Below are 10822 nucleotides of genomic sequence, written 5' to 3' on the forward strand. Positions count from 1 at the left end.
GTACGTGACGGGGCGCGGCAACCGCCGACACCGTACGCGGGTCGGACGGCGGCGACCCTCGGAGTCGTACATCGGTCAGAGCGCCGTGACCGCCGACAGCCCACGGTGACCGGAGCTCCGGCCCGGCCCGTGGCGGGCGGGCTCAGCCCCCGTACGGCCCCATGCCCTGGCTCCGCGCGTGCCCCTGCTGCGCCATCCCGCGTTCGCCGGCTCCGCCACGGCGCCGGAGGACGATGAGACAGGCGGCGACGGCTACGACGAGTACGGCCACGATCGAAACGATCAGGAGCATGGCGTCCCCCGCTCTGCTGGAGGGGCTGTGGGGCGGCCCCACGCTGATACCCCGTGGTTGCCGGCCAGTGGCTCCGTGGGAAGCACGGTTGGGGCTCGATCGCGGATCGGGCCTGCTCAGGCCGTGCCGGCAGAGGCGGCGAACGCCGCGAGCGCGGTGAAGTCGTCGTCCCGCAGTCCAATGCGCGGATTGACGTGGTGGAGGAGCGCGGGGGCCGGGTGGCGGGCACCGACGTACGTGTGATCGGCCTCGCTCTGCTCGTCGTCCACCCAGGCGAAGGCCCGGTCTTCGGCGTACGCGATCAGCGCTTCCGTCTTCCAGTGCACACCGTCGGGGCGCTCGCGGAACAAGGCGTCACCGAAGTCGACGAACGGAAGCGTCGGCAGACCGAGCACGGGCCCGATCCACCGGTTCGCATCGCCCATCCAGGTGGTGGCCCAGCACAACTCGTACCCGAGCGCCAACAGTGCCGGTCCATGGCCGGCGTTGAGCCAGACCCTCAGCGGCTTCGAGTGGATCCGGGGCGTGGCGGAGTCCGTACCGATGCCGTCCCGGGGAACGCGGATCGTGGTGTATCCCGCAGGGCGCCTCTCGGGCTGCGCGGCGTACGGATTCAGGGGACCGTCGACGTCCAGGAACAGCAAGGGTCGCGCCATGGTGCTCCCTTGGGACCGATCCGGAGTGTTGCCGGAGCATATCCCCGCACCGGGCCTCGGCGGAGCCCGTAACGCCTCTTGACCTCAAGTTAGGTCGAGGTCGCACGATCGAGTCATGAACCGGACGAGCACCACCGCGAACGCCCAGGACCACTTCGACATCACCACCCTCATCAGCGGTTTCTTCCGCATGCTGGACGAGCGCGGGTTCGACGAGGGCTGGGCGGACGCCTACTTCACCGATGACCTGCGGGCGTCGACACCGCTGGGCGTGGCCGAGGGCGCCGAAGCGGTACGCCACATGGAAGAGGCCGTCGGCCGCTTCGCCGCCACCCTGCACCTCTCCTCCGACGTCCTCGTCCGCACCGAGCCGGGAGCACGGACGGCCGACGCCTCCTGGAACGCCCACATGACCCACGTACACCGCGACTCCACCCTCCGCGCGCGCGGCGAGGGCGCCGATCCGCTCTTCACGGTGGGCGGGGTGTACGAGGGCCGCCTCCGGCGCACCGACAGCGGCTGGCGCATCAGCCGCATGGAGGTGCGGGCCGTCTGGACGACGGGGCAGCCGCCGGTGCTGCCGGCGGGGACGGCGGCGCGTGTACGGGAGTCGACGGGGCGGGAGGTGTCGGCGGCCCGGCCCTGACGGGCCCGGCCCGTGACGCTCAGGTCGCCTGCAGACGGGTGGTCGCGATGTTGAGCCGCGTGCCCGCGGGGGCGCGGCCGTCGGCATCCAGCAGAGCCGGGACGGCGGCGAAGAACTCGGCGCGCAGGCTCGCGGTCTGCTCCCGGTCGAGCTCCACCATGTTGTAGAAGGACCGGGTGGTGGCGACCCAGATCTCCTCCGGGGTGCCGCCCATCTCCAGCACGACGGTGTCCCAGCTGACCGGCGCGAACCCGGCCGGGCCGAGCAGCTCGTCCAAGGTCTCGCGGCTGAGGAGCCTGCCGCTGCCGAGCCGCGGCAGGGACCGCTCGGGCGGGGTCGCCCTGAAGTAGGGGCGGGCGAGTTCCAGGAACAGGCGCACGGCCTGTCCCTCGACCGCCCCACCCGAGACGGCGACGGCGAACCGGCCGCCGGGGGCCAGCACCCGGGCCGCCTCCGCCGCCACCCGGTCCACGTCGTGCATCAGCATCAGCGCCATGTGCGACACCACGGCGTCGAAGGAGCCGTTGGCGAAGGGCAGCTCCTGCGCCCGCCCCCGCCGCAGATCCGCGCCGCGGAGGGCGGGGCGCGCCCGGGCCAGCGCCAGCTCCCGCTCCGAGAGGTCGATCCCGGCCAACTCCCCGGCCCCGGCGGCCCTCAGCACCTCCAGCAGGGCCCCGTCCGCGCATCCCAGATCGAGCACGCGACGCGCTCCGGCGACTTCTGCGGCCAGCACCTGGTAACCCGTACGGCCGTCGGCGAGCGGGGCGCCTTGCACGCCGACCGACTGCTGCCCGGGGGCGGTGTCGTGGAAATCGCGCAGGAACGCCTCGGCGGCGTCGGCGGCGGAGCTGGGCGACGCGGATGTCGTAGTCATCTGCGGCACCCTACAGACGGCCGCCCGAGGCTGCGCCTTGACCGGCGGACGTGTCCGCACTGCCGTGCGCCGGGGCGTGGGTCCCGGACCCTGCTGACAGGGTCCGCATGGTGCACGGCGGTGGTGCGCTCGGGCAGGGCTGTACGGGCCATGGCGCGGCGCGCCCCTCTCACGGCCTGCGCCAACCGCTCGATGCGCGTTTGACCGCGTACCCGCACAGGCGGGTTCCGTAGAGGTCCAGGGCGTCGTCGGGGTCGGTGGCGTAGTGGGCGGCGACCTCCTCCCAGCGGTCCCAGCTGTAGAGGCGGGCGTAGCGGCGGTCGTCGTCGGTGCGCTGCTTCTCGCCGAACTCCGTAGTCTCGGCGCGCTGCTGAAGCCATGCCTGCCATGCGGCGTTGCCGGTGGGGTCGGCGGCCTGCGGATGGGCGTCGGCCGGCAAGTCGTCGTGCGGCGAGGCGGATGCCCGGTCGCGGAGCCGCGCGGTGATGTACGCGGCGGGGTTGGCGGGGCGCCAGGTGAGCCACCAGGAGGTCAACTCGGCGGCTACGTCATGCGTGCTGAGCCCTTCGTCGATCAACGGCCGCAGTGCGTAGGCGAGTCGGCGCAGCCCTTCGCTCTGCGTCCACGGGACGAGCGGCCGGACGCGGGCGGCGATCCGGATGTCGGCGGCGACCTGCATCGGGCTCCGCGGTGCCGAACTGCCTCCCCGGCGGGTGGTCCGCGCCCTCGCGCGCCTGCGCGGGGTGTCTTTCAACCTCTCTCTCACCTCAACTGCGCCTGTACGGGGTCGGGCGTCGAGAGATTGGGGCTCACGCCCACGGCGACCCGTCCTTTCCGCCCCGGTGTTTCCGGCGGGCGGCACCGGCACCCCGACCACCCGGGCCCTGAAGCCCTGACCGCCGACGCGGTGGCCGTGCGCCCGGTCGTAGGCGTACGGGATGGTGGCCGCGTAGACCGTCGCCGTACCCGCGTACGCCCGCCCGGGCAGCCGGAGGTTGCGTCGTGACCCGTGGCGGGCCCAGGCGAGGCACCCCAGCTCCCGGAGGTAGGCGACGTGCCGCTTGACCGTCGCTCTGGACAGCGCGCAGCGTGCGGCTGTCCCGTTGAGGTCGTACAGGACGGTTCCCTCGATGTAGTCCATCCGCCGCGCCAGCTCCCGCGCGATGCGTAACGTCGTCTCGCCCGCCTTCGGATGGATCCGGGCCTCCTCCACCAGCCACACCACAGCACGCAGCCAGGCCCGGGGCTGAGCATGACGGGCAGCGGTCGCCGCGACCTCCTGTATCGAGGCGGGAACGGGCTGCCAGCGGGGATCGGGGCAGGGGTGGGAGACGCGGCTCGGGGCCGCGCCGGGGATACGAGGCATCACAGTCCAGGGGGAGATGAGCAGGCCGCGGCAGGAGCGCGGGGGCACGGGGACCTTCAAAAAAATGATCCCATGGCGAGGTCGGTTAAGTGGCGGCTTGCGAAAATTCGACAACGAACATGCAGCCGCCCGGTGGCCCCTCGGTATCGTTGCCCTCACGGCACGGGCGAAGGAGAGACATGGGTACCCCACCCGAGCGACTGCTTGACACCGGGGGGGTCGCGGAAGCCGCGGGGATCACGGCCGCCACTGTCCGCCTGTATCTCAAGCGCACGCGCAAGCGCGTGGCCGGCGGCCTTTGCTTGAGGCCGGCGGACTTCCCGCTCCCCGACGATCAGTTCGGTCGTTCCCCCGTCTGGCGGGAGGGCACGATCAGGGCGTGGCTCGCAGTCCGCCGCAGGCCCGGTCGCCCGACTCCTGGCGCGTAGGCGATCCGCAGGGCGTGTCTGCCCCTCTCCGGTGTTGTGCCGGCATGTGGGCGCGGGACGCTTCTCCGCACGAGTGCGCGGCAGGCCAAGGCAGTTCGCCGTCGCGGGGACGATCGCCGTTCCGCGGGGCGACCGGGCGGCCGCCGGTGAGGGGGTGTCTTGCAGGCCGACCGGCTGCCGGCCGGGGGCGGATTGAGCCCACAACCCCCGTTTGAAGGCCAGGCGCGGCACCTGCGCGCCCGGGCGACCGGTCACGTTCCACGCACACTTGACCACTGTCCGAGAATGCTGTTGAGGTAAGCGAGTCGAGAAGCCGATTTTGGGGGTCACACATGTCCCGACCCGATCTGCGCGCGTTGTTCAGGTCGAACGACCGGGAATTGAAGGCAGTCGACTACTTCGCTGATCGGCGGGACGAGTGGGCCACTGTGGCAGAAACCCTCACCCTCCACACTCGATGGGTGCGACAGCCCGGGTTCGACGTGGAGGACCTGGAAGCGCCCCGCCGCAATGTCCTCGTCTTCTACGGGGTCGGCGGCATCGGCAAGTCGACGCTTTCGCGAGGCCTTGCCGAGCACTTGGCGGCCCCCACGGAGCGTGCCGGAGAATGGCCTCCCCTGAGCCCGTTGGTCGGTCCGGTGTTACCCGTACGGGTCGACCTCTCCAATGAATCCGGCGCCGACTTCGAGTCCCTGATCCTGGCGCTGAGACTGGCGGTCTCGGGGCTGGGGCAACCGATGCCGGCCTTCGACCTCGCCTTTCAGCGATACTGGGAACGCAATCACCCCGGGGAGCCGGTCGACGAGTACCTGAGGCGTCGCGCGTGGTTCAGCCGCTTCCCAGGGGTCGGGTCATTGCCGGGTCAGATGCAATCGGTGCTTGCCGACGTCGCCCAGGCGGTGGCCATGCCGGGCACTGCGGGCTCTGTGGTCGGGCAGAGCGTGGGAGCTGTCGTCCGCGCGCTGCGTGACCACCGGCAGAACGTGCGTGCTCTCGCCGGGTGCCGACGCCTCGCCGACCTTCTGGAAGCGGAGCCGGACCTCGACGCACTGAGCTTCTACGCCCACCTCCTCGCCTGGGACCTCAGCCGCGTACCGCAGAAGAGGCGCCCTACGCTCGTGGTTCTTCTCGACACCTTCGAGGACGTCGGTGACCGGGTGCACCGCGATCTGGAGCGGCTGATCCAACGCGTGGTGTGGCTCATGCCGAACGCCCTGTTCATCATCACCGGGCGCAATCGCCTTCAATGGGCCGACCACATGCTCGAGGGTCAGCTGGACTGGGCGGGGCCGGGATGCTGGCCGTTGCTGGCGGGCGGCACCGCCGGCGAACCACGCCAGCACGCCGTCGGATACCTTTCGGCAGCTGATTGCGAGACGTATTTGTGCCAACGGCTGACCCTGGCCGGAAGGCCCCTGATGGACGACCGCACCCGGCACGTCGTCACGGCCAATTCCCACGGTCTCCCGCTGTACCTGGATCTTGCGGTGATGCGGTTTCTCGACCTCTACCGCCGTTATGGCCGCGCCCCGGCGCCCGACGAGTTCAACCTCGGCTTTCCCGCACTCGTCGCGCGTACGTTCCGCGATCTCTCCCCGGAAGTGCGCCGCGTGCTCCGCGCGGTGAGCCTTCTCGACTCCTTCTCGACCGAGCTGGCCACCGCCGCCGCGGGGCTCGATCATGACGCCCCGGCTCTGGACCTCGTCGAGCGCCCCTTCGTCGAGACCGACTCCGGCGCGCCGTGGCCGTACCAGCTGCACGGACTCGTCCGTGACGCCGTGCGGGAGGCCGACGATACGAGCGAGGACCGGTGGAGCGAAGGAGACTGGAAGCGCGCGGCCGGCCGGGCGTTCGCCGCGCTTGGGCGTGAGGTGGCCGGAGACGACCGCGCAAGGCTCGTCTCGGCGCTGCGCCAGGGATTGCGCCTGGCTCGTGACTACGAGTTGGATCTGGGCTGGCTGGCGGATGCCGCGTATCGGTACGTGGACGACTTCGTCTGGGAGCCCCTCGAACTCCCGGCCCGGGTGGCGGACGGGGCAGCGGACAGTTCTCCTGCCGAAGCCTTGGGCGTGGCGCTCTCGGCGATTGCCCAACGCCAACGTGTGCACCGCAGCCGGACGGCGGAGCAACTGCGCCTTGTTCTCGCCGACGGTCACCTCCCCGAACAACTGCTGGAGTTGCCCCGCTACTTCCTCGCCGAGTGCGAGCGGGACCTGGGCCATTTCGACGCGTCCCTGGACGGCATGCGGCAGGTGGCCGATGGGGGCGGACGTCTCGCTCCCACAGCCGCACGGGGGCTCGTGCACCTGGCCCGCCGTGTCGGCCGCTTCGAACGTGTACGGGCCGCAGTAGACCGTCTGGGCCCGGAGGGCCGGGCCGACCGGGCCCGCGGCGACCTCTGGTGGACGCAGGGGAACATCGGGCCGGCCTGCTCGTCCTACGCCGCGGGCCGCGACGAGGCCCTGGACCTCGACCAGCCGGGTGAGGCCGCGCTGTCCCAGGCATGTCTTGCGTTCGCCGCGGCCTTCCAAGACCGTGCCCGATCGGCTGAACAGATCGCCCGAGCCGAGCGGATGCTTGGTGGAGTCTCCATCCGTTGGGCAGAACTCCAGACATCCATCGCTTCCCTCGTACGGGACGCGGGAGTTGCTGCGGACGTGCCCCAGCGTGCCGAAGACGCGGTGGGGCGGGCAAACGAGGCGGGGCTGACCTCGTCGCTCGCCTACATTCGTCTCGCGGTCTGCCTCCATTTCCTGGTGATCGGGGAGCCGGTTCTGCTGGCCGGGGCGAGGGCGCGCTTGCGAGAATGCGTGCGAGGAGAAGAGTTCGCCTATCTGGCGGAGCTTTCGTATCTGATGGCCGACGAGGAGCCGCCGGCCGGGCTTCCCCGCGCCCAGTGGCTGGACGGGCAGGCCGCTGTCCGAGCACGCTGGGTGGCCATCGTCGAGGACCGGCGCCGGGAGGCTGCCGCTATCAGAGGAGAATGAGCAGGTGGCGAAGTACACCACGCTGGAGCAGATCGACCTGGCAGTCGTAGCGGAGCGCTACGGACTCACGGGTCATCGGCTTGCTCCGTTGCCCGGTGGTGCGGCGAACTCCAGCTTCCACGTCGTCAGTGACACCGGCGAGTTCGTCCTGACCGTTCTCGACAACCACGATGTGAGCAGCGCCGAAGCCCTGGCTGCTCACACGCAGGGACTGTTTCTGCTGGGCGTACCCACCGTGTCGGTTGTTCCGGCCGTCGATGGATCGGCCATCACCGTCTTCGGTGATCGGCCGGTGATCTTGAAGGCATGGGCGGACGGCACGGTGGAACAACCGTTGCCGGAGGGGATGCTGCCGGAGGCCGGCCGCATCCTCGCCGATCTGCACGCGCTCCCCACCGGAACACCCGGCCTGAGCGATATCCCTGTCGGCACGCGGCGTCTCTCGACGGAACAGGAGTCCCTCGTTCCTGAGTTCCCGGATCGCGCCTTCTCCGACTGGCTGGGTGACCAGTTCGCTCGTGTCCACCGCATCGAGGCAGCCACCCGACGGCCGCGGACGATCACTCACGGCGACCTCTTCGACGACAACATCATCGTGGGGGCCGACGGGCGGCTCACTTTCCTCGACTGGGAGACCGTCTCACTCGATGACCCGCTGCTGGACCTCGGAATGGCGGCAGTGGGCCTCGCCCAGGAGGACGGTGAACTGTCACCGCAGCGTCTTCGAGCTCTGGTCGGGGGTTACGAGCAGGTCCGGCCCCTCACTGACCAGGACAGGCGGGCGCTTCCCACCGAGATCGTTCATGCGGCGCTGATCATCGCGTTCCACCGGTACTACCGCCACAACATCCGCTTCCCGGATGCCGGGAAGAGCGGATATCACTTGGAGATGATCAAGTTCGTGGAATCTGTGGAGGGAGCGGCGGAGGTCCTGGGGTGAGGGAGCAGCCACGCTGAGCGGACCCTGGCTTACTCCAGCTCGCCCCGGCACACCGAACGTACGAAGTCGTTCCAAGCGGCGGCCTGTGCGCGCAACTGTCCGCGCCTCGGCCGCTTGCTGTCCCGCACCGCAGCACCGTCGCCGAGCAGCGCGGCTTCGACGCACTCTGTACCGCTTCCACCGCTGTACGACGACTTGAACCACTGGAGGCCCTCTTCGTATCCCATCATGGCTCCCGGCACAGTCGCGCGGTGAAGGATGGCGGGCTTGGTGCCTGCTCGCACGGGTGCGGACTGCTGCGTCACCTCAGGGCTCCTTTGCGTACCGAGCTCACGAAGTCGCTCCAGGCGGTGGCCCGTACGCGGAACTGGCCCTGTCTCGGTTGCTTGCTGTCCCGTACGGCAGCACCGTCGCCGATGAACGCGGCCTCGACGCACTCGGTCTCGTTGCCTCCGCTGTACGACGACTTGAACCACGCGGACTCTGGTACCTCAGTGTTCGTCGTTCGCATCTTCCAGGTCCTCCTTGGCACGGCTGATCAGCTCACGCGAAGCTTCGATGTCCAAGGCTTGTGCGCGCAGGTATTCGAATGCAAGCCGGTAGCGGTCAAGTTCCTCCTCCTTCTCCATGAAGACGGATCCGACATGGAGGTCCACGTACACCACGTCCAGCGAGGGTTCGGCACCGCCGATGATGACGAAGCTGCCCAGCGCGGCGCAGTGGGCCCCGCGGGAGAAGGGAAGAACCTGCAGGGTCACGTTCCCTGAGTTGCTGCTGGCGAGCAGGTGGCTGAGCTGCTCGCGCATGATGGCTGGCGACCCCATCACCCGGCGCAGGACCGACTCGTCAAGGATGGCCCACAGATGTGGGGCGGCGGGGCGTTCGAGGATCTCCTGACGGCGCATGCGAATGTCCACGAGGCGTTCGATCTCCTCGGGGGACCGGCGCATTTCGTTGGCCTGCTGGAGGGCGGTCGTGTATCGCCGCGTTTGCAGAAGGCCTGGAACGTACACGCAGGAGAAGTGGTCCTCGCGCACCGCCTCGTCCTCAAGGGTGAGCATGAGGTTCATCGTCTCGGGGATGTGGTCAGCGAACGAACTCCACCAGCCTTGCTGCTTGGAGTCCTTCGCCAGAGCCACGATGGCTCCGCGCTCGGGGTCCTTCGCTCCGTACTCGCGGCAAAGGGCGTCGATCACGAGCCACTTGACCGGCCCCTCGGTCGTTTCATACCGGCTGATGGTGGCCTTGGATACGCCGACGAGCTGCCCTGCTTCTTCCAGTGTCATTCCCGCGCGGGCGCGCAGCTTCCGCATGGTCGCTCCGAGGTGCCGACGGCGGGTTGTGGCCCTGGCTGACATGAGGGAGTCCTTTCGTCTGCCGCCGGAGCGCACGCCGACAGCGCCAATGAGGCTACGGGCGAGCCGAGTTGCGCTACAGCGGATTCACCCCAACGAGATAGATGAGAAGTTACACAACAAGATTTCTCACTGTCATACTCGCCTCTGTGGCCACGCAGCGTCGTCAAGGGTGCACGCTAGGTGCGCGGCTGTGTGGTGCGAGGAGGGAGAGCGCATGCCAGGGCGCGACAACAGTTCCCGGTTCCGGAGCGTGCTGCCGTTCGAGGCCGCGCCTGCGGCTGTCAGGGATCTGCGGAGGGTGGTGAGGGGGCAGCTTGACTGCTGGGGTTTGCCGGCGGTCGCTGACGAGGCTGAACTGGTGGCGAGTGAGCTGGCCGCCAACGTGATCAAGCACGTGGGGCGCGGGGCTGCCGCCACGCTGGTGCTCGAGGTGTCGGGCGACCGGTTGCGGATCGAGCTCCACGACAAGAGCTTTCACGTTCCGGTCCTCAGGTCGGCAGCCTGCGATGACGAGTGTGGCCGGGGGTTGCATCTGCTCGCCGGCATGGCGGTCGACTGGGGGACCCTGCTGACGGCGACAGGCAAGGCTGTGTGGTGCGAGCTGTCAGCCGCGCCGGCACCGCACTGCCGCAAGGTGCGCAGAGCTGAGTCGGTCTTGGCGGAGTACCGGCGTGATGCCGGGGTTCAGCCGCTCCTGGGAAGCCTTGCTGACCGCGTTCTAGAGGAATCTGCCACTGGTCTCATCGCCGACCTCCTGCACTGGGTGGCCGCCCGGGGAGGTGATCCGGACGGCCTGCTGGACAGGGCGCAGATGCATTACGAATACGAGGCGGAGGCTTGCCCAGGGCGCGTGACTGGGGCGGCGTAGCGGTGCGTCAGCTGTGTGCGGGGTCCCTCGGGGCCCGTATCGCGGCAGTCAGTATGAAGGTGACATCTTCGTGCCGGCCGGCGTCGCCGAGAGCTGCCGCGACGTTCAGCACGGCCTGTCTGTCCCTCCGTTCAGCGACATTGAGCAGTATCGCCTCGGCGGCCTCGTCCAGGCCAGCCGTGCGGCAGGAGCCGACAGCCTTGACGATCTCCGGGGCGGAGTAAGAGGCGCCCGCCTGCCAGAGCAGGAAACCAGCGTCATGTTTTCGGCCGTCGGCAAGATATCTGGCCACCATCTCCGTCTCGGGCCAGGTGAGCTCTACAGCGTCTGCGGGGTGCCGGTCCCCCTCCCGCGTCTCCACGGTGTCCACGGCGAACGAGGCCACCGTGCCGTCGGCGCGGGTGATG

General features: G+C 69.5%; 12 protein-coding genes. 4 read left to right on the plus strand and 8 right to left on the minus strand.

What is annotated here, in order from left to right:
- Positions 1–142: 142 nt before the first annotated feature.
- A complete protein-coding gene (locus ABZ564_RS19110; RefSeq protein ID WP_360857420.1) occupies positions 143–292 on the minus strand; it encodes a hypothetical protein in 150 nt (49 codons plus the stop codon).
- A gap of 116 nt (positions 293–408) precedes the next feature.
- Positions 409–948 carry a hypothetical protein gene (locus ABZ564_RS19115; protein WP_360857423.1) on the minus strand — a complete coding sequence of 180 codons (540 nt, stop codon included), beginning with the start codon at positions 946–948 and terminating at the stop codon, positions 409–411.
- 115 nt (positions 949–1063) lie between these two features.
- Between ABZ564_RS19115 and ABZ564_RS19120 the strand changes: the two genes are divergently transcribed.
- Positions 1064–1594 (plus strand): nuclear transport factor 2 family protein, encoded by a 531-nt coding sequence (locus ABZ564_RS19120; RefSeq protein ID WP_360857426.1) that lies wholly within the window; start codon positions 1064–1066, stop codon positions 1592–1594.
- 19 nt (positions 1595–1613) lie between these two features.
- Here the strand turns inward: ABZ564_RS19120 and ABZ564_RS19125 are convergent, their stop codons facing one another.
- Positions 1614–2468 (minus strand): methyltransferase domain-containing protein, encoded by an 855-nt coding sequence (locus ABZ564_RS19125; protein WP_360857429.1) that lies wholly within the window; start codon positions 2466–2468, stop codon positions 1614–1616.
- 169 nt (positions 2469–2637) lie between these two features.
- Positions 2638–3834 (minus strand): cell wall protein, encoded by a 1197-nt coding sequence (locus ABZ564_RS19130; protein WP_360857432.1) that lies wholly within the window; start codon positions 3832–3834, stop codon positions 2638–2640.
- 760 nt (positions 3835–4594) lie between these two features.
- Here ABZ564_RS19130 and ABZ564_RS19135 point away from each other — a divergent pair.
- Positions 4595–7249 (plus strand): ATP/GTP-binding protein, encoded by a 2655-nt coding sequence (locus ABZ564_RS19135; RefSeq protein ID WP_360857435.1) that lies wholly within the window; start codon positions 4595–4597, stop codon positions 7247–7249.
- A gap of 4 nt (positions 7250–7253) precedes the next feature.
- Complete coding sequence (locus tag ABZ564_RS19140; RefSeq protein ID WP_360857438.1) at positions 7254–8189, plus strand: phosphotransferase; 936 nt, start codon at positions 7254–7256, stop codon at positions 8187–8189.
- Between the two features lie 29 nt (positions 8190–8218).
- On the opposite strand, the gene ABZ564_RS19145 is transcribed toward ABZ564_RS19140, so the two are convergent.
- The 3 genes from ABZ564_RS19145 to ABZ564_RS19155 all read right to left on the minus strand — a co-directional run bounded on the left by ABZ564_RS19145 (position 8219) and on the right by ABZ564_RS19155 (position 9547).
- The gene (locus tag ABZ564_RS19145) at positions 8219–8416 is read right to left on the minus strand and encodes a DUF397 domain-containing protein (RefSeq protein WP_360857469.1); all 198 of its coding nucleotides are present in this window, start codon (positions 8414–8416) and stop codon (positions 8219–8221) included.
- A 74-nt stretch (positions 8417–8490) separates the two neighbouring features.
- Positions 8491–8700 (minus strand): DUF397 domain-containing protein, encoded by a 210-nt coding sequence (locus ABZ564_RS19150; protein ID WP_360857441.1) that lies wholly within the window; start codon positions 8698–8700, stop codon positions 8491–8493.
- Positions 8681–9547 (minus strand): helix-turn-helix transcriptional regulator, encoded by an 867-nt coding sequence (locus ABZ564_RS19155; protein ID WP_360857444.1) that lies wholly within the window; start codon positions 9545–9547, stop codon positions 8681–8683. The genes ABZ564_RS19150 and ABZ564_RS19155 overlap by 20 nt, the downstream gene beginning before the upstream one ends.
- 214 nt (positions 9548–9761) lie before the next feature.
- On the opposite strand from ABZ564_RS19155, the gene ABZ564_RS19160 reads away from it, so the two are divergent.
- A complete protein-coding gene (locus ABZ564_RS19160; protein ID WP_360857447.1) occupies positions 9762–10415 on the plus strand; it encodes an ATP-binding protein in 654 nt (217 codons plus the stop codon).
- A gap of 7 nt (positions 10416–10422) precedes the next feature.
- On the opposite strand, the gene ABZ564_RS19165 is transcribed toward ABZ564_RS19160, so the two are convergent.
- A partial coding sequence (locus tag ABZ564_RS19165) for a hypothetical protein (protein ID WP_360857449.1) occupies positions 10423–10822 on the minus strand: 400 nt, incomplete at its 5' end.

This window comes from Streptomyces sp. NPDC019224 (assembly GCF_040632605.1).
GTDB lineage: Bacteria > Actinomycetota > Actinomycetes > Streptomycetales > Streptomycetaceae > Streptomyces.

Bases quoted from the DNA above. Each gene is read 5' to 3' on its own strand.
- ABZ564_RS19110 (WP_360857420.1), bottom strand. From the start codon at position 292: ATGCTCCTGATCGTTTCGATCGTGGCCGTACTCGTCGTAGCCGTCGCC.
- ABZ564_RS19115 (WP_360857423.1), bottom strand. From the start codon at position 948: ATGGCGCGACCCTTGCTGTTCCTGGACGTCGACGGTCCCCTGAATCCG.
- ABZ564_RS19120 (WP_360857426.1), top strand. From the start codon at position 1,064: ATGAACCGGACGAGCACCACCGCGAACGCCCAGGACCACTTCGACATC.
- ABZ564_RS19125 (WP_360857429.1), bottom strand. From the start codon at position 2,468: ATGACTACGACATCCGCGTCGCCCAGCTCCGCCGCCGACGCCGCCGAG.
- ABZ564_RS19130 (WP_360857432.1), bottom strand. From the start codon at position 3,834: ATGCCTCGTATCCCCGGCGCGGCCCCGAGCCGCGTCTCCCACCCCTGC.
- ABZ564_RS19135 (WP_360857435.1), top strand. From the start codon at position 4,595: ATGTCCCGACCCGATCTGCGCGCGTTGTTCAGGTCGAACGACCGGGAA.
- ABZ564_RS19145 (WP_360857469.1), bottom strand. From the start codon at position 8,416: ATGGGATACGAAGAGGGCCTCCAGTGGTTCAAGTCGTCGTACAGCGGT.
- ABZ564_RS19150 (WP_360857441.1), bottom strand. From the start codon at position 8,700: ATGCGAACGACGAACACTGAGGTACCAGAGTCCGCGTGGTTCAAGTCG.
- ABZ564_RS19155 (WP_360857444.1), bottom strand. From the start codon at position 9,547: ATGTCAGCCAGGGCCACAACCCGCCGTCGGCACCTCGGAGCGACCATG.
- ABZ564_RS19160 (WP_360857447.1), top strand. From the start codon at position 9,762: ATGCCAGGGCGCGACAACAGTTCCCGGTTCCGGAGCGTGCTGCCGTTC.